At 32.5% G+C, this 18,688-nt stretch carries 18 protein-coding genes and 1 tRNA gene; 8 read left to right on the plus strand and 11 right to left on the minus strand.

Annotation, left to right across the window (positions count from 1 at the left end; all coding sequences use genetic code 11):
* Position 1 precedes the first annotated feature (1 nt).
* A tRNA-Asn gene (locus MK851_RS14260) sits at positions 2 to 75 on the minus strand.
* 271 nt (positions 76 to 346) lie between these two features.
* On the opposite strand from MK851_RS14260, the gene MK851_RS14265 reads away from it, so the two are divergent.
* From MK851_RS14265 to MK851_RS14280, 4 genes are all read left to right on the plus strand, one after another.
* Positions 347 to 3,073, plus strand: a complete 2,727-nt coding sequence (locus tag MK851_RS14265; RefSeq protein WP_303510344.1) for a 2-oxoglutarate dehydrogenase E1 component — start codon at positions 347 to 349, stop codon at positions 3,071 to 3,073.
* Positions 3,074 to 3,192: 119 nt separating this feature from the next.
* Positions 3,193 to 4,401 (plus strand): 2-oxoglutarate dehydrogenase complex dihydrolipoyllysine-residue succinyltransferase, encoded by a 1,209-nt coding sequence (odhB, locus tag MK851_RS14270; RefSeq protein ID WP_303510347.1) that lies wholly within the window; start codon positions 3,193 to 3,195, stop codon positions 4,399 to 4,401.
* A gap of 99 nt (positions 4,402 to 4,500) precedes the next feature.
* Positions 4,501 to 4,947, plus strand: a complete 447-nt coding sequence (locus MK851_RS14275; RefSeq protein ID WP_303510350.1) for an SRPBCC family protein — start codon at positions 4,501 to 4,503, stop codon at positions 4,945 to 4,947.
* A 12-nt stretch (positions 4,948 to 4,959) separates the two neighbouring features.
* Positions 4,960 to 5,331: a VOC family protein gene (locus MK851_RS14280; protein ID WP_303510352.1), complete on the plus strand. Its 372-nt coding sequence runs from the start codon at positions 4,960 to 4,962 to the stop codon at positions 5,329 to 5,331.
* 43 nt (positions 5,332 to 5,374) lie between these two features.
* On the opposite strand, the gene MK851_RS14285 is transcribed toward MK851_RS14280, so the two are convergent.
* The gene (locus tag MK851_RS14285; protein WP_303510354.1) at positions 5,375 to 6,094 is read right to left on the minus strand and encodes a DUF547 domain-containing protein; all 720 of its coding nucleotides are present in this window, start codon (positions 6,092 to 6,094) and stop codon (positions 5,375 to 5,377) included.
* 505 nt (positions 6,095 to 6,599) lie between these two features.
* On the opposite strand from MK851_RS14285, the gene MK851_RS14290 reads away from it, so the two are divergent.
* From MK851_RS14290 to MK851_RS14300, 3 genes are read left to right on the plus strand one after another with little or no spacing between them, the layout of a single operon-like run.
* Complete coding sequence (locus MK851_RS14290) at positions 6,600 to 7,409, plus strand: alpha/beta hydrolase (RefSeq protein WP_303510356.1); 810 nt, start codon at positions 6,600 to 6,602, stop codon at positions 7,407 to 7,409.
* A 7-nt stretch (positions 7,410 to 7,416) separates the two neighbouring features.
* Positions 7,417 to 7,785 (plus strand): hypothetical protein, encoded by a 369-nt coding sequence (locus MK851_RS14295; RefSeq protein WP_320244520.1) that lies wholly within the window; start codon positions 7,417 to 7,419, stop codon positions 7,783 to 7,785.
* Between the two features lie 14 nt (positions 7,786 to 7,799).
* A complete protein-coding gene (locus MK851_RS14300) occupies positions 7,800 to 8,018 on the plus strand; it encodes a hypothetical protein (RefSeq protein ID WP_320244522.1) in 219 nt (72 codons plus the stop codon).
* 3 nt (positions 8,019 to 8,021) lie between these two features.
* Here the strand turns inward: MK851_RS14300 and MK851_RS14305 are convergent, their stop codons facing one another.
* The 9 genes from MK851_RS14305 to MK851_RS14345 all read right to left on the minus strand — a co-directional run bounded on the left by MK851_RS14305 (position 8,022) and on the right by MK851_RS14345 (position 17,503).
* The gene (locus tag MK851_RS14305; protein ID WP_320244524.1) at positions 8,022 to 8,894 is read right to left on the minus strand and encodes a LytTR family DNA-binding domain-containing protein; all 873 of its coding nucleotides are present in this window, start codon (positions 8,892 to 8,894) and stop codon (positions 8,022 to 8,024) included.
* Positions 8,895 to 8,946: 52 nt separating this feature from the next.
* Positions 8,947 to 10,260, minus strand: a complete 1,314-nt coding sequence (gene sufD / locus MK851_RS14310) for a Fe-S cluster assembly protein SufD (RefSeq protein ID WP_303510361.1) — start codon at positions 10,258 to 10,260, stop codon at positions 8,947 to 8,949.
* A 103-nt stretch (positions 10,261 to 10,363) separates the two neighbouring features.
* Complete coding sequence (gene sufC, locus MK851_RS14315; protein ID WP_303510363.1) at positions 10,364 to 11,113, minus strand: Fe-S cluster assembly ATPase SufC; 750 nt, start codon at positions 11,111 to 11,113, stop codon at positions 10,364 to 10,366.
* A 77-nt stretch (positions 11,114 to 11,190) separates the two neighbouring features.
* Positions 11,191 to 12,639 (minus strand): Fe-S cluster assembly protein SufB, encoded by a 1,449-nt coding sequence (sufB, locus tag MK851_RS14320; RefSeq protein WP_303510365.1) that lies wholly within the window; start codon positions 12,637 to 12,639, stop codon positions 11,191 to 11,193.
* Between the two features lie 32 nt (positions 12,640 to 12,671).
* Positions 12,672 to 13,001, minus strand: a complete 330-nt coding sequence (locus MK851_RS14325; RefSeq protein ID WP_115899898.1) for a HesB/IscA family protein — start codon at positions 12,999 to 13,001, stop codon at positions 12,672 to 12,674.
* Positions 13,002 to 13,137: 136 nt separating this feature from the next.
* Complete coding sequence (locus tag MK851_RS14330) at positions 13,138 to 14,205, minus strand: cytochrome-c peroxidase (RefSeq protein ID WP_320244528.1); 1,068 nt, start codon at positions 14,203 to 14,205, stop codon at positions 13,138 to 13,140.
* Position 14,206: 1 nt separating this feature from the next.
* Positions 14,207 to 14,965 carry an MbnP family protein gene (locus MK851_RS14335; RefSeq protein ID WP_320244530.1) on the minus strand — a complete coding sequence of 253 codons (759 nt, stop codon included), beginning with the start codon at positions 14,963 to 14,965 and terminating at the stop codon, positions 14,207 to 14,209.
* A 3-nt stretch (positions 14,966 to 14,968) separates the two neighbouring features.
* On the minus strand, positions 14,969 to 16,294 hold the full coding sequence (locus MK851_RS14340; protein ID WP_320244531.1) for a hypothetical protein: 1,326 nt from the start codon (positions 16,292 to 16,294) through the stop codon (positions 14,969 to 14,971).
* The gene (locus MK851_RS14345) at positions 16,295 to 17,503 is read right to left on the minus strand and encodes a choice-of-anchor B family protein (protein ID WP_320244532.1); all 1,209 of its coding nucleotides are present in this window, start codon (positions 17,501 to 17,503) and stop codon (positions 16,295 to 16,297) included. It abuts the gene before it with no gap.
* Between the two features lie 127 nt (positions 17,504 to 17,630).
* On the opposite strand from MK851_RS14345, the gene thiL reads away from it, so the two are divergent.
* On the plus strand, positions 17,631 to 18,680 hold the full coding sequence (gene thiL / locus MK851_RS14350; RefSeq protein WP_303510377.1) for a thiamine-phosphate kinase: 1,050 nt from the start codon (positions 17,631 to 17,633) through the stop codon (positions 18,678 to 18,680).
* Positions 18,681 to 18,688 lie beyond the last annotated feature (8 nt).

The raw sequence follows: 18,688 nt of genomic DNA on the forward strand, positions 1-18,688 counted from the left end.
GCTCCCCCTCTTGGACTCGAACCAAGGACCCTCTGATTAACAGTCAGATGCTCTAACCAACTGAGCTAAGGAGGAATTTAAAACACATGTGTCTTAAAATGCGAGTGCAAATTTAAGGAGTTTTTTTATATCTGCAAATTATTTTTAATAAAAAACGCATGTGATTTTTATTATTTCTGAATTTCAGGGATTTATTTTTTAAAAAAAGATGCTTTTAACTGAAATTTAACAAAAAGACAGTACTCGTTAAAGAGTTTAAAATTAGACTAAAAAGGAATGGTTTTTTTCGTAAAAGTTGTACTTTTGTCACCATTATTCTTATAGATAGAAAAGTATAACAAAATATATGGACAAGTTTTCGTTCTTAAACGCAACACATGCAGGTTTTATAGGTGATTTGTATGAACAATATCAAAAAAATCCTGATGCGGTAGAACCAAGTTGGAGAAGTTTCTTTCAAGGATATGATTTGGCTAACGAGAATTACTCATTAACAGATGAAGAAGTTTCGGTAGAAGTCCCTGAAGAAGTACGTAAAGAGTTTTTAGTAATCGATTTAATCAACGGTTACCGTACCCGTGGTCATTTGTTTACCAAAACAAACCCAGTACGAAACAGAAGAACCTACACCCCAACATTAGATGTTGAGAATTTTGGGTTAAATCAATCAGATTTATCTAAGGTTTTCAGTGCAGGAGAAATTTTAGGTATAGGGGCTAAAAGTCTAGCTGAAATCATAAACTACTTAAAGTCTGTTTTCTGCGAAAGTATAGGAGTTGAGTATATGTATGTACGAAACCCTGAAGAGTTAAAATGGTGGAACGATCGTTTGAATAAAAACGCAAACCATCCTAGTTACGATGTAGAATCTAAAAAGTATATTCTTACAAAGCTAAATCAAGCTTCAACTTTTGAAAGCTTTTTACAAACGAAGTATGTAGGTCAAAAAAGATTCTCTGTTGAAGGAGGAGAAACATTGATCCCTGGAGTTAGTGTGGCGTTACGAGATGCAGCTGAAGAATATGGAGTAGAAGAGTGTGTGTTAGGAATGGCACACCGTGGACGTTTAAATACTTTAGTAAATATTTTCAAAAAACCAATTCGCGATTTATTTAGCGAATTTGAAGGAAAAGATTTCGAAGATCAAGACATAGATGGAGATGTTAAGTACCATTTAGGTTTAACCTTAAGTAAAGCGTATCAAGGTGGACAAAAGATGAAGATGAACTTAGTGCCAAATCCATCTCACTTAGAAACAGTTGATGCAGTAGCGGAAGGAATTGTTAGAGCTAAGATAGAGAAAGACTATGAAGGAAACGAAAATAAAATACTTCCAATTTTAGTACATGGTGATGCAGCTGTAGCAGCCCAAGGAATTGTGTACGAAGTTGTGCAAATGGCACAATTAAACGGATACAAAACAGGAGGTACTATCCACATTGTAGTAAATAATCAAGTAGGTTTTACAACCAATTATTTAGATGCTCGTTCAAGTACGTATTGTACTGATGTAGCTAAGGTAACCTTGTCTCCAGTACTACATGTAAATGCGGATGATGCAGAAGCTGTATGTCATGCAATGGAAATGGCAGTTGAATATCGTATGAAATTCAACAAAGATATTTTTATTGATTTGTTAGGATACCGTAAGTACGGGCATAATGAAGGAGACGAGCCACGATTTACACAACCAAAATTATACAAAGCAATTTCTAAGCATAAAAATGCAAGAGAAATTTATGCAAATAAATTAATTGAAGAGGGAAGCATAACAGCGGACTACTTACAGAAAATTACAGATGAATTTAAGACACATTTAGAAGCTGAGTTCACAGAGTCTAAAAAGAAAGAAACGTCTAAAATTCAGGAGTTCATGCCAGATGTATGGGATGGGTTTGTACGAAAGCAATTACAAGAAATGTTACAGCCTGTTGATACAACTTATTCCATAGAAGATTTAAAAGGTATTGCAAGGGTAATTTCAAAAACGCCAGAAGGACACAAATTTGTACGTAAAGCTGAACGTATCTTAAAAGGTCGTGAAAAAATGGTGTTTGAAGATAATTTGCTAGATTGGGGTACTGCTGAGAACCTAGCGTATGGTACTTTATTAGAAGAAGGTTATGATGTACGTATTTCTGGAGAAGATGTAGAAAGAGGAACATTCTCTCACCGTCATGCAATTATGCGTGATGAAGAAACTTTAGAACGTGTAAACTTACTAAACACAAACCCTAAGAGTAAAGGAGAGATGACAATTTACAACTCTCACTTATCAGAATATGGGGTGTTAGGGTTTGATTACGGGTATGCAATGGCAGCACCAAATACATTAACAATTTGGGAAGCTCAGTTTGGTGATTTTGCCAACGGAGCACAAATTATGTTCGATCAGTATATTTCTTCGGCAGAAGATAAATGGAAGTTACAAAACGGATTGGTAATGTTACTACCTCACGGGTATGAAGGTCAAGGGCCAGAACACTCATCAGGAAGAATAGAACGTTTCTTACAATCATCATCAACTGATAACTGGACAATAGCAAACTGTTCTACACCAGCAAACATGTATCACATTTTGCGCCGTCAGATGAAGCGTGATTTTAGAAAACCATTAATTGTTTTCACACCAAAAAGTTTATTACGTTTACCAAAAGCAGTAAACCCTATTGAAGATTTAGCAAACGGAACTTTCCAAGAGGTAATTGATGACACTATTGATACTTCAAAAGCTAAGAAAATAGTGTTCTGTACAGGTAAATTCTATTACGACTTATTAGCTGAACGCGAAAAGTTAGGAAGAGAAGACGTTGCTTTAGTTCGTATAGAGCAATTGTTCCCATTACACAATGATAAAATTAAAGAAGTAATGGATAAGTACCTAAATGTAGAGCGTTATGTTTGGGCTCAAGAAGAACCTAAAAATATGGGAGCTTGGAGTTATATGTTAGAACGTTTTGAATTAGCTAGGTTAGAATGTGCTTCAGAAGAATACCGTTCGGCACCAGCAGCAGGTTCAAGTGCACGTTTTAAAAGACGTCACCAGGCTATTATAGATAAGGTTTTTGATTAAAAAACAAATAATGCGTTAGGGATTGTAGTAAGCTACCATGTAGCTCGAAAAGCCCGACCCGATAGGGAACGTCCAAATAAAAGAAATAAAATAATTCAGATATATAAAATTTAGAACTGATGGTTTTAGAAATGAAAGTTCCTTCTCCGGGGGAATCAATTACAGAAGTAGAAATTGCAACTTGGTTAGTTGAAGATGGTGATTACGTTGAGAAAGATCAACCAATTGCCGAAGTAGATTCTGACAAAGCAACGTTAGAATTGCCTGCGGAAGAAAGCGGAATAATCACTTTAAAAGCTGAAGAGGGTGATGCAGTAGCAGTAGGTGCAGTAGTTTGTCATATTGATATGGATGCCGCAAAACCAGAAGGAGCTGGAGCACCTAAAGAAGCAGCACCAAAAACTGAAGAGAAAAAAGAAGCACCTAAAGCTGAACCCGCTAAAGAAACATACGCTACAGGCACAGCATCTCCAGCAGCTAAAAAAGTATTAGCTGAAAAAGGAATAAGTGCATCTGATGTTAAAGGAACTGGTAAAGACGGTCGTGTAACTAAAGAAGATGCTGTAAAGGCAGTGCCTTCAATGGGAACTCCAGGAATGGGATCTCGTGGTACAGAGCGTAAAAAATTATCAATGTTACGTCGTAAGGTTGCTGAGCGTTTAGTTTCGGTAAAGAATGAAACAGCTATGTTAACTACGTTTAACGAGGTGAATATGCAACCAATTTTCGATTTACGTAACGAGTATAAAGAAGAATTTAAAGCAAAACACGGAATAGGTTTAGGTTTTATGTCTTTCTTTACAAAGGCAGTAGTACGTGCATTACAAATGTATCCAGCTGTGAACTCAATGATTGATGGTAAAGAAATGGTGTCATTCGATTTTCAAGATATTTCAATTGCAGTATCAGGGCCAAAAGGATTAATGGTTCCAGTAATTAGAAATGCTGAAAACTTAACGTTTAGAGGTGTTGAAAGCGAAGTAAAGCGTTTAGCAATTCGTGCTCGTGATGGACAGATTACTGTTGATGAAATGACAGGAGGTACGTTTACAATTACAAATGGTGGTGTATTTGGTTCTATGTTGTCTACACCAATTATAAACCCTCCACAAAGTGCAATTTTAGGAATGCACAACATTGTAAATCGTCCAATGGCGGTGAATGGAGAAGTGGTGATTCAACCAATTATGTATGTAGCGTTATCGTACGATCATAGAATTATTGATGGTAAAGAATCTGTTGGTTTCTTAGTAGCTGTAAAAGAAGCGTTAGAAAACCCAGTAGAAATCTTAATGGATAACAACCCTACCAAAGCTTTAGAAATGTAAACCAAAATTTGGTTTTATAGATATGAAATCCTGTACGAAAGTGCAGGATTTTTTTGTTTAAATTTTTAGTAACTTTAATAACTATAAAATCAACTGATTATGAAAGTTACTGAGGAAGGATTTACCGTTTACCATAACTTTCCTATAAAAGAGTTATCTAATAAAGTTTTTAAAGTCATTACAAATCCAGACGATTTGATACATTGGTGGCCACTTAAATGCACAGGAACTCCTAAAGTAGGCGCAGAATACAATCTTTTTTTTGGTGGAGCTTATGATTGGTATGGTGAAGTAGTTCAATGTAAAGAGAATACTTCTTTTTACATAAAAATGAGTAAATCAGATGATGATTGGAATCCAACAACTTTCGGTTTTGACTTGTTCGAAAAAGATGAAGGAGTAACTTGGGTGCATTTTTTTCATAAAGGATGGGTTGAGCAAAACGATCACTTTAAACATTCTTCCTATTGTTGGGCATTGTTGTTAAATGGACTAAAAAATTATGTAGAAAAAGGGATTGTTATCCCTTTTGAGGAAAGAAATTAAAACTATAAGATTATGAAACTAGGGGTTTTTTCAATTAGTTTATCAGTGAAAGATATTGATAAATCAAAAGATTTTTATGAAATGTTAGGGTTTACTGTTTTTGCAGGCCAAATAGAAAAGAATTATTTGATTATGAAAAATGGAAACTCATTAATTGGATTATTTCAGGGTATGTTTGAAAATAATATCCTTACTTTTAATCCAGGTTGGGATGAAAGCGCCAATGTGTTAGACGATTTTGACGATGTAAGAACCATTCAACAACATTTAAAAGAAAACCACATCAAATTGAAAAGAGAGGTAGACAAAGATACTTCAGGACCTGCGAGTATTGTTTTCTTCGATCCTGATGGAAACACCATTTTAATAGATCAGCATGTATAAAAAGATGAAAAACACTTGCTGTTTTTCATCTTTTAAGCATAACCTATTTATTGTTTAAACTCCAATCATAATCTAGGTATACGACTTCGGCATTGTCGTTAGCTTTAATGTCAGAATACTTATTTATATAGTCTACCAAGGTATTACGAGAAGTAAAGTCTTCTTGGTACCATTGAAATATTTTCGAAACTTCAACTTTAGTTAATGTAATCTTATTTTTTGTGGAGTCGTTTATAAAAGCTTTCATTAAGTTTTCTAATTTTTCTTCTATATTATCTTTAGTAAAAGCAAAATTTACAAATCGAGGTCCAGATTTAGATGCTGCATTTAAGGCAACATGAATTCTTGGATCATCATGCCATCTACGGAGTATTTTATGTTCAATATAATCTAGCGAGTATAGTTTTTTACCAACAGCAGCAAAAGGAATTTTCCAAGCATTTCTTCCTTTACGTTTAATATCGGTAATTTTTTTTAAAGGATAACTATCTAAAATTAGCTTAATAGTATAAGCATTGTATGCGTTAATCCAAAAAGCCTTAGCTTGATTTTGTGACCATTTATTACTAGGTATAGTGTTATCTAAATGCTTTATATAAATATCTAAAACCGCACGATTCTTTCTTAGTCCTTTATAATCCACATTACCTTGAGAATCCACATAGGTTTTTAATAAAGCATCATATACATCAGTTTGTGCTTGTGTTTGAATACTCACAAAAATTAGCAAATAGGTAAAAGATAGAGTAATTGTTTTTCGCATTTTTTAAATTTTAAGTAAATAAATTAGTTCACGATACTTTTGACGTGGATAAGTTTAATTCATTACATAAAATTTTATAGAAGTAAAAAACCACTCATAAAAAATGGTTTTCAAATTGTGAAAGAGTGATTGTAATTTTTTACCAGTAAATGAGCTTATAGCAATAGCAACAATACCAATAGTAATGGTAATGTAAGAATTAGTGTTGTTTTGTGCTTTGACCAAGTCAACATCGCCAATAGAATTTTATGTTTCTGGTTGAATAAGTGTATAAATTCCATACACAAGAATTACAATGCAGCGATTAGTAATATCGATTTAATGGGTTTCTTCATAATAAATAAAGGTCTTTCATCAGGTTTAAAAGAAAAATCACTATATAAATTATACTACAAAGAGTCCATTTGTCACAAATAAAGAACATTTCATACCATATATCTTTTTACAATATTTAAAGGCAGGGGAGAGAGATATTTTTGATGCGGATTAATAAAAACATAAAAAAATGATTACGCATTCTTACACAAAAAGCCCTTTTGTATTTTTAAGTTTTATACTCTTTTTCTTTATGAGTTGTACTGAAGAAGATTTACCTTCTAATATTAAACAGCAAAAATTTACTCTAAAATCTAACTCAACAAACTTTAAGTATACTGTTAAAATAGGAAGCATTGAAGAAGCTGATGTAACTAAAGATTATCACGTGGTTTATTTACTTGATGGTGACGATTATTACAATGAATGTATGCAAATGTTAAGCTTAGAAAAAAAAGAAAATACCATTATAGTGAGCATAGGTTATGCGGGCGATAATGAAAGAGGTACAGATTATTCTTACCCGTATGACAGAGATTTTGATGGAGACTCAGGAGGAGCAAAGAAGTTTATTAGCTTTTTAAACTCTGAGTTAATCCCTGTGATTGAAGAAGATTATCAAATAAAGAGTTTAACAAAAACAATTTATGGACATTCACTTGGAGGTTATTTTGCTTTATATGTTATGCTGCAAGAAGAACAAGAAAACCCTTTTGATAATGCAATTGTGGTAAGCCCTAATTTAATGTGGTATAACTCATTTATTTTCGATTTAGAGGAAAAAGCTAAGGAATTTAGTTTGTTAGAGGGCAAATCTTTTTACATGGCTATGGGAGACTTAGAGGGAGTAGGTATGAACGCATCATTTGATGCAATGGTCAAGCGACTAAAACTGAGTAACTATAATGATTTTAATTTTAGTTACGAAAGATTAGAAAATACTTCTCATAGAAATAGCCCAATAAAAGGGTTTGAAAAAGGATTACAAATTATTGAATAAGAAAAAAATGAAGAAAATTTTATACATAGTATTGTTAAGTAGTTTTTTTATGAATGCTCAAGAACACGATACTACAAGAAAGTGGAAATTAGAATTGGGGTATACGACTGATATAATTAATGCAAGTTTCGGAAAACATTATGGTTTTGTTTTTAAAGCGAAAAGAAAATTGTTAGAAAGTAAGAAGATTACCTTAATGGCAGGAGCAGCTTATCAAAACAGTTTTATTAATGAAGACGAAAATATGTTTACAGGTTTTGTTGATGGTTATACCAGAGACTTATCTGTTGTTGGTTTGGTAGATTTTAGTTTTTATCCTTTTAATAAAAGGAGGTTTTATATGTCAATTCAACCCTTTTTGGCTATACTAACTTAAAGTCTAAAGGAAGTTTGTATATAGATCATTTAGAGATATATGAAAAGTATAAAAACTCATATTCTTACTTTAATTACGGAATGATAAATTCTCTAGGTTATACTTTTAATAGAATAACTATAACCTTCGATGTTTGGAGTTCGCTAAAAGGAGTTGCTGATAGCGGAAGGTTTAGACCAGGAGGTTTTGATTCAAGGTTGTTTTTTGGAATGGGAGTAGGTTACACGTTGTAAACTCTATTTATAAAACTTGTCAAACTTCTCTTTAAATAATTTAAATTTATTTCTAGATACAGGAACCTCATGGGAAACATTGGGAAATGAAATTTTATAATTTCTTGCGTTTCCAGAGGTTCTTCTAATATTTTTAATATTAATTATGTAAGAACGATGTGTACTTAAAATAAAGGGGTAGTTAGATAAATTATTAAGTAGTTTTTGAATAGATATTCTGTATGGTTTTATGTCTACAGAGTTAAGAGTTTGAGTGTACACATCTACATAATTTCCTTCAGATTTAGCGAATAAAAAAGTAGCTAAATCAAGAATTAATGTCTCATTTACATTATTCGTTTTTATAGATAAAACAATTTCTTTATCCTTTTGTTTTAATTCCTTTTCTAGCTCTTTATTGTATGCTTTGACGCTTCTTAAATTTTCTTTTAAAATGACGACATAGTTTATCCAAATAATAATCAGTATAGGTATGGTACCAATTAGAATAACATAAGAGAAAGTATTGATAAGACTCAAAAAAAAGTTGTTATCAATACTGTTTTTAAAAGGATATAGAAAACTATTTTGAAAAAGAGCTATTGAAATAAGAATACCAAGAGTAAAGAAAAATTCTCTTAAAATATTCCAACTTTCTTTAATTTCAGAAGTAAAAAAAACGTTGGGCACCAATTCAGTAAAAAATAAGATGCTCAAAAAAGTAACTATGCTAGCCGTTAAACATGGATAAAAATTGTTTGTAACAGTATTTTGAGAAAAGTAATAGTTAATTAGGAATATTACTATACTTAGTATAGAAGCAATGATAAGATTTCTTTTGGTATGAAATAAATATGGATAAGGAGTTGATAAGTTTTTTAAAAACTTATATTTCATAACATTTAAAGAATTAAAAAGGCATTATATTTAATAATGCCTTTTGTTTGTTTTATAGTTCAAAACCAATGTTAACGCCTAATTTGTTGGCAATTAATTTGGTAATTCTTTTTTTAACTTCTGGTATTTTAACACTTTCTAAAACAGTATTTGCAAAGGCATACATAAGTAAAGCTTTTGCTTCTTTCTTTGGAATACCTCTTTGCTGCATATAAAATAATGCTTGGTCGTCTAATTGACCGATAGTACAACCATGAGAGCATTTTACATCATCAGCAAAAATTTCTAATTGAGGTTTAGCGTTTATAGTTGCTTTATCACTTATTAAAACATTGTTGTTTTGTTGATAAGCATTTGTTTTTTGTGCTTCTTTTTCAACAATAACTTTACCATTAAACACACCAGTAGAACGATCAGTATAAATACCTTTGTAATCTTGGTGACTTTCACAGTTTGGCTCTATATGGTTTACTAGTGTATGATGGTCAACATGCTGCTTTCCTTCAATAATAGTAATTCCTTTTAAAATAGAATTAATATGTTCTCCTTTTTGATAGAAGTTTAAGTTGTTTCTAGTAATATTACCACCAAAAGAAAAAGTATGTACAGAACAAGTGCTTTCTTTCTGTTGCTCAATATATGTATTGTCAACTAAAGAAGCATCATTATTGTCATTTTGAATCTTATAATAATCTACTGTAGCATGTGTGTCTGTATAAATTTCAGTTACGGCATTTGTTAATACAGCATTATTGTTAAGGTTTTGATGACGTTCTATAATTTGAACATGTGCATTTTGCTCTACAATAATTAAATTACGAGGTTGTAACATAGTTGCATGTTCTTTACCTGTAGTAAAATTAATTATTTGAATAGGTTTTTCAACTTCAACATTCTTAGGAATGTGAATAAACGCACCTTCGGTTGCAAAAGCAGTATTTAAAGAAGTTAAATTATCTTGCTTTGCTATTTTGTTAAAATATTTTTCAACAATAGGTTTGTATTTTTCTTTTGAAAAAGCGGCAGATAATAAACAAATATCTTTTCCATCATGAGTAGTAGTTGATAAAAAAGAGCTGTATTTTCCATCTACAAAAACTATTTTATAGCTATCTATTTCATGGATGAAATATTTTTTTACATCAGCAAACTCTATAGAAGCATCTCTATCAGGAAATATACTATAGTCTTCTTTTAAAACTGAATTTAAAGAAGTGTATTTCCAAGCTTCTAATTTTTTAGTAGGAAAGCCTAGTTTTTCAAAATTTTGTAGTGCTTTTGTTCTTATTTCATGTAAATCTGAATTGATGTTTACACTGTCTTCAAAAGCTACGTATGATGATAATATTTTTTCTCTCAACTCCATTGTTTTTAGTTGTAAAGTTTATAAAGTATAAAAGTTTGTAAAACTGAAAAGAAGCTTATTATTACAGGGCTACTTTTCACTTTTTACTTTTCAACTTTTCTAACTATTTTAACTCTGCTTTAATCCAATCGTATCCTTTTTCTTCAAGCTCTAAAGCAAGGGAAGCGTCTCCTGTTTTAACGATTTTTCCATTGTGTAAAACATGTACATAATCAGGAACGATATATTCTAATAAACGTTGATAGTGAGTAATAACTACTACAGCGTTATCTTTAGACTTTAATTTATTAACTCCATTAGCAACAATACGTAAAGCATCAATATCTAAACCAGAATCAGTTTCATCTAAAATAGCTAATTTAGGTTCTAACATGGCCATTTGAAAAATCTCATTACGTTTTTTCTCACCTCCTGAAAATCCCTCGTTCAAAGAACGAGATAAGAATTTACGATCGATTTCTAATAATTCTGATTTCTCACGAATCTTTTTAAGCATATCTTTAGCAGGCATTTCTTCTAACCCTTGAGCTTTGCGAGATTCGTTAATTGCTGTTTTAATAAAGTTAGTAACAGTAACACCAGGAATTTCTACTGGATATTGAAATGATAAGAATACACCAGCATGAGCTCTTTCTTCAGGAGCTAATTCACTAATATCTTCACCTTCTAACTCGATAGAACCAGAAGTTACGTCGTAAGTTTCGTTACCAGCAATTATAGATGATAAGGTACTTTTACCTGCACCGTTTGGTCCCATAATCGCATGAACCTCTCCTGCTTTTACTTCTAAGTTAATTCCTTTAAGAATATCTTTGTCTTCTACCTGTGCGTGTAAGTTTTCTATTTTTAACATTGTTCTTATACTATTGGCTTTAAGCGTACGTTTAATTTTTAATAATTGTTGTGTTTATAATTAACACATTAGGTTAATTATCCTACAGAACCTTCTAACGAAATTTCTAATAATTTTTGAGCTTCTACAGCAAATTCCATTGGAAGCTTATTTAATACTTCTTTACTAAACCCATTAACAATTAATGCAATAGCTTTTTCAGTATCAATACCACGTTGGTTACAGTAAAATAATTGATCTTCACCAATTTTACTAGTCGTAGCTTCGTGTTCTATTTGAGCTGATTTATTTTTTGCTTCGATATAAGGAAAAGTATGAGCACCACACTCATTACCCATTAATAAAGAATCACATTGTGAGAAGTTACGTGCATTTTCTGCTCTAGAATTTACCTGAACTAAACCACGGTAACTGTTTTGTGATTTTCCAGCTGAAATTCCTTTAGATATAATAGTTGATTTGGTGTTTTTTCCTAAGTGAATCATCTTAGTACCCGTATCAGCTTGTTGATGATTGTTGGTTACAGCGATTGAATAAAATTCACCTACAGAATTATTTCCTTTAAGGATACAACTTGGATATTTCCATGTAATTGCTGATCCTGTTTCAACTTGCGTCCAAGAAATTTTAGCATTGGTTTCGCACAAACCTCTTTTGGTAACAAAGTTATATACTCCTCCTTTACCTTCTGAGTCTCCAGGAAACCAATTTTGAACTGTTGAATATTTTATTTCAGCGTCGTCTAAAGCAATAAGCTCAACAACTGCTGCGTGTAATTGGTTTTCATCACGTTGTGGAGCAGTACATCCTTCTAGATAAGAAACATAACTACTTTCATCTGCAACAACTAAGGTACGTTCGAATTGACCAGTTCCTCCTTCGTTAATACGGAAGTAGGTAGATAACTCCATTGGGCAACGAACTCCTTTAGGGATATAACAGAAAGACCCATCAGAAAATACAGCCGAGTTTAACGCAGCGTAAAAGTTGTCAGTTGGAGGTACTACCGAACCAATGTATTTTCTTACTAATTCTGGATGCTCTTGAATAGCTTCAGAAATTGGCATAAAAATTATCCCTTTTTCAGCTAAGGTTTCTTTAAAAGTAGTAGCTACTGAAACAGAATCCATTACAATATCAACTGCTACATTCGCTAATTTTTTTTGCTCATCTAAAGAAATTCCAAGTTTTTCAAACGTAGCTAGTAAATCAGGATCAACCTCATCCAAGCTGTTTAATTTGGGTTTTTGTTTAGGTGCTGAGTAGTAAGAAATATCTTGAAAACTCGGTTTTTTATAGGTAACATTTGCCCACTCTGGCTCTTCCATTTGTTTCCAAATTCTAAAAGCTTCTAAACGCCATTCAGTCATCCATTCTGGCTCGTTTTTCTTTTTAGAAATGGCACGAACAATATCTTCGTTTATCCCATTAGGAAACTTATCACTTTCAATATCAGTATAAAAACCATATTCGTACTCTTTGGTTTTTAATTCTTCTCTTAAATCGTCCTCGGTGTATTTACTCATCAGTTTTTTGTATTCTTTTTGTGATGTAAGGCTTATAGAGAGAAACTCTCTCCACAACCACAAGTTCTGTTAGCGTTAGGATTGTTAAATACGAATCCTTTACCGTTTAAACCTCCAGAATATTCTAAAGTTGTTCCAACTAAGTATAAAAAACTCTTTTTGTCAACAACAATTTTTACGTTGTTGTCTTCAAAAACTTTATCGTTTTCTTGTTGGGTTTTGTCAAAAGTTAAGTCGTATGATAATCCTGAACAACCGCCACTTTTCACTCCAACACGAACAAAGTCGGTTGTGGTATCAAATCCGTCATCAGTCATTAGTTCAATGACTTTCTTTTTTGCTGTGTCTGAAACTTTTATCATCGTTTTAAATAGATTAAATCTAAGTGACTGCAAAGATAATGACAAAATATGATTTATATCATTTTTTGAAATGAATATAGTTATTAAGCGATAAAAATTGTTTATACTTTAAATCTACTAATTGATTGTTAGAAGATTATTGTTGGAAATTAGGATTGTTTACAAAATCATCATCTGAAAGACTCAAAAGAAAAGCTTTTAAGTCGGCTTTATCTTTATCTGAGAGTTGTACACCTCCTTGGTTTACTTTTTTCATTAAAGGATCAATTGTAGAAGATTGTTTTAATCCTTCAGAGTAATGGTTAATAACTTCCTCTAAAGTGACAAATCGTCCATCGTGCATGTATGGGGCAGTGAATTTTAAGTTTCGTAAGGATGGGCTTTTAAATTTCCCGTTGTCATTAGGGTCACCAGTAACAGCACCTAATCCTAAATCAGTAAAAGTTTCATCTAAACCGTTGTTATGGAATTTATTGTCTGTCCATAAAGGGTTGTTGTCGCTTCCATGACAATGAAAACAATCGCCACGAGTTTCCTCCATAAAAACATTGAATCCGTTTTGTTCTTCAGGAGTCAATTCAATGTTACCCAAAAGATATTGATCAAATTTTGAGTTCCCTGAAATTAAGGTTCTTTCAAATTGAGCGATTGCTTTGGTAACTAAGGTTGAGTCTATTTTAGAAGCTCCAAAAGCTTGTTGAAAAAGCGTTGGGTATTCAGTATGTTCTTGTAGTTTTTTAGCTATATTTTTCCAATCACTATGCATTTCAATTGGGTTACGAACAGGTGAGAATGCTTGACGCTCTATACTGAGTTCTTTTCCATCCCACATAAAACGTTCATCGAAGTTCCAAGCTAAATTAAATAGCGGCATTGAGTTTCGTGTTCCAAATTTACCGTCAATCCCTTCACTAAAACGAGTGTCGTCTGTAAAAGCATTTTTTGGATCGTGACAACTAGCGCAAGATTGTGTGTTATCTTTTGATAAAATGGGATCAAAGAATAATTTTTTGCCCAAGGCTATGCCTTCTTTGGTTAAAGGATTGTTGGTTGGAGTAACAGGAGCAATTAATTTTTGTTGAAATAACTCCGGGATTTTTAAACTAGTTTGAACAGGTGTGTATACACTCTCTTCTTCTCCTTTTGAAGAACAATTGAGTAAAAGAAGTAGTAGTAAAGTAAGATGTATACTTTTTTTTATCATTTTATTGAGAAATATTTCCTAAGCTAAATACACCACTTTTCCCATTTTCAGAAATTTCTTTCTGAGCTTCAAAATCCATCATCAAATCAACACTTTTTTCGTTTAAATCCCAATCATTAGGACTTTTAAACCACCCAGCTACATTCATTTTTATTTCTATAGTAGCATTGTTTTTTAATAGGATAGAACCAGTTTCAATTCCAAAAGAAGTGTCTAAAACAGAGTCTTTTTCTTTATCGTAAGCTCTTACAGCATGAAAATTATATGGATTTTCTACTCCTAAAGTGTCTTTGTATTTACCGTCTAGTTGCATGTAGTGATACCCTCCCCCCATCATATCGGGTACATTCCAATCAGCAGAGTTTAGGTCTGGATATACTCCGCTTTTATTGTCATTATGGTTAAAACCAAAAGTAAAAAGTAGCTTATAGCTTCCTTCTGATACTTTTTCAGAAAGAGCGTAGGTTAAACTATCTGGTTTACTTGAGTCTATTAGTTTGTAACTATCAAATTTGGTTGTGTCTCCCGCGCCATTAACAAGGCTAATACGTGAGATTAAATAGCGTAACCTACTTATAGAAAGTTTGCTTCCTGTTTTGTTGGTGAATTCGGTGTTTTCTAAGTCAGATTTTTCAATTAAAGTACCATCCCAATTTTGACTGAATTTTAGTTTTACTGAAACTTCTTTGATAGACTCATCATTGTCTGAGCTACAAGAAAATAGTAATGCACTAAGGAAGAGAGTTAAAAAATATTTCATTTATTATTTTAGTTTGATAATTAGTAGGTCTGAAAACCCCTTATTTGTTATTATATCTTGATTATTACTGCTGCTTTCGCCAACAGCAATAATGTTTCCGTTTGTTAATTCAACAGCATCGTAGCAAAAATCTATTTCTGTTCCTCCAATGGTTTTTTGCCACAGGAGGTTTCCATCTGTATCAATTTTCATAATTAACGCGTCATTTTGACCTTTATTGGTAAAATTGTTGTTAGCACTTCTTGAACTTCCAGATATTAAAAAGTTTCCGTTTGAAGTCTTTTTAATCGACCGACCAACATCAAAACTTGAACCACCATAGTTCTTTTGCCAAAGTAACTCACCTTGACTAGTTATTTTTATCGCCCATAAATCGGCTCCTCCATTGTTTTGTGAAATATTTTTATCAGAACTGCGTGTATCTCCTACAATAATAAAATTCCCATCATTGGTTTTTGTTATTGCTCTAGCTTCATCAATTTCTGTACCACCAAAAGATTTTTCCCAAAGTAAATTTCCGTTTTTGTCAGTTTTAACAACCCAAAAATCATAAGAACCTTTGTTGTTTTTTATATCTACATCATTGCTGTCAGAAGAACCAATTAATAAATAACCATCAGTAGCTTCTGCTATGTCGTAGCAAGTATCAGTATTTGTTCCTCCAAAGTATTTTCTCCATTCAATACCTCCGTTAGTATTGAGTTTAATACCCCAGTAGTCTCCACCAGCATGTTTTGCCGCTTGTTTTGAATTACCTAAACCTCCAGATGCTGTAACGTCTAGAATGCTGCCAACAAAATAACCCCCATCAGAAGTTTGAATGATTGAAAAACCTTGATCCGCTCCAGAGAAACCAGTGTTTTTTTTCCAGACTACTATACCGTTACTGTCTAGTTTTAATATCCAAACATCATCAAAGCCCTGATTGATCTCTACATCTCCATCATCACTTTTTCCGTAACCTACAATAGCAAAACCATTGTCATTTGTTTGAATAATTTTAAACGCTTTGTCGTCTTTTGAACCCCCATAGGTCTTTTGCCATTGAAGATTATCGTTTGTGTCAAATTTTAAAACCCAAAAATCATATTGAATTGTGTTTTTGGTGGTTTCTATATCTCCATCAATACTTTGAGTAAAACCAGCTACAATATATCCTCCATCAATAGTATTAATTACACTTCTACCACTTTCATTTACTGAGCCCCCGAGAGTTTTGACTAAACTAACTTCAGGAGTTGTTAAAGTAGGGTTAAGCTGTATGCCATCATCTTTATTACAGCTGTAAATGATTAATACGAAAAGTAATAATGAGAGTTCTTTGAGCATTTATTGTTTTTTAAGGATAAATAAACCTCTATTGATATCGCTTACCACAATTTTTCCACTTTTAAAGTAAGGGTACACACTCCAGACTCCATTGAAGTTAGCGTTGTCATTTTCAGGATAAGTGTCGAAATATCCTGTTTCAGAAATATTTTTACTTTCAATGTTTGAAATATTGATAAAACGAACACCAGCGGTATAGTTGGCTAAATAGAAAGTATTTCCTTTAATATATCCATTATGATCAATTGCTGAAGTAGGTCCTGTATATATAAAGTGTTCCTTTGGGTTATCTAAATCAGAAAAATCAAAAACAATAGTCCTTGTATCATGACCAAAATTTTGTTCATCTAACTCATCTCCTAAAATAAAATATTTTTGATCTTCAGTAAACCAACCTTGATGTGTATAGCCAACGTTTGTATATGAAATTTTAGAAATGTTTATAGGGTTGGCTTTATCGGTAATATCAACAATTACAACTTCATTTTCGTTACTTCCTATTAATATTTCTTTACCTGTGTGGTCTGTATCTGGTCCATTATAGGTTACTACTTGTGCATCATGACTATAGTTATCCATTCCCCATCCACCTTCACTTATTGGGTTTATAGGGTTTTGTATGTTGATAAATAAAGGGCCTCCTTTATATGTTCCAGATCTATTTGTGCCAACAGGGTATGCATAACCAGAGTCTTCATTAATAACTATATTGTGAGCACTACCAAAATCAGTAAAGTGCTTGTCAGCTGTTAATGTAATAGGTGGATTAGTTATGTCTCTTAGTTTGGTTAAATCAAATACTTGCATGCCGTGGTTTGTTGCTTCGCTAACAATAAAAGCATAATTGTTATAAACTTTTACATCCCACCAATCTTCACTTATAGTCGCAGTAGGAAGTTTGCCTAAATAAACAGGGTTTTCTGTGTCAGTAATGTCTACAAAAATAGTTCCGTTATCTACACACATAATAGCGTATTCCTTGTTGGTGGTTTCGTCTGTCCACCCCCAACAATCACTTCCGCTAATTGCATTAAATGTACTTAAAGGAATGTTTAATAATAAATCATAGTTATCACATGAGTAAATTCCAGCTTTACCATTAGAACATGTAGATTTATTGGTTTCTACTGGAGCTTCGCTTGAAGAGGACGAGCAAGAAATTAAAAATAATAGCCCAACTAAAACAGATAGAAATTTAAGGTTTTTCATAAATGGGGGTTTTAAAGCACTAAATTAAGTAATTAACTACTCATATAACATACAAAAACTTTTTATTTTGTGGAGATTACACTAAGTAAAATAGGTGTGTTTGTTTGCTAGTCATTATCTTTGCAGCATGTTAGAAGATAAAAACCAAGAAAGAACTTCGTTAGCTGAGCTTGGAGAGTTTGGATTAATAAACCATTTGACAAAGCACTTTAAAATGTATCATTCGTCAACAGTGAAAGGAGTTGGAGATGATGGAGCTGTAATTAATGCATCAGATAAAGAAACTGTAATTACTACCGATTTATTGGTAGAAGGTGTGCATTTCGATTTGAGTTATATGCCTTTAAAACATTTAGGGTATAAATCGGTAATGGTTAACTTATCAGATGTGTATGCTATGAATGCGAATGCGGAACAGATTACAGTGTCAATTGCTGTGTCTAACCGTTTTCCATTAGAAGCTATTGAGGAATTATATGCAGGAATACAATTAGCATGTGATACGTATCAAGTAGATTTAATTGGAGGAGATACAACATCTTCAACGAAAGGAATATTAATTTCTATCACAGCTATTGGTAAAGCTAAAAAAGAAGATATTGTATATAGAAGTGGAGCTAAACCTACCGATTTAATTGTTGTTTCTGGTGATTTAGGTGGAGCCTATTTAGGTTTACAGGTGTTAGAGCGTGAAAAACAAGTGTTTCAGGTAAACCCTCAAAGTCAACCAGACTTAAGTAAATATACTTACATAATTGAACGTCAATTAAAACCAGAAGCACGTAAAGATGTTCCTAAGTTATTAGAAGAATTAGAGGTGAAACCTACTTCTATGATTGATATTTCTGATGGATTATCATCTGAAATTATGCATATCTGTACGCAAAGTAAAACAGGGTGTAAAATTTATGAAGATAAATTACCTTTAGATCCTCAAGTAATTTCTACTTCTGAAGAGTTTAACATGGATAGTACGATGATAGCTTTAAGCGGAGGAGAGGATTATGAGTTATTGTTTACAGCTTCTATAGATGATTATGACAAAATAAAAGGAAACCCTAATTTTACGGTTATTGGTCATATTACCGAAAAAAACGAAGGAATGAATTTAATAACTCGTGCTAGTCAAGAAATAGAACTAAAAGCGCAAGGTTGGAACTCTTTTAATAAAGAGTAAAAAGAGCA

This window comes from Tenacibaculum sp. 1B UA (assembly GCF_033978845.1).
Taxonomy (GTDB): domain Bacteria; phylum Bacteroidota; class Bacteroidia; order Flavobacteriales; family Flavobacteriaceae; genus Polaribacter.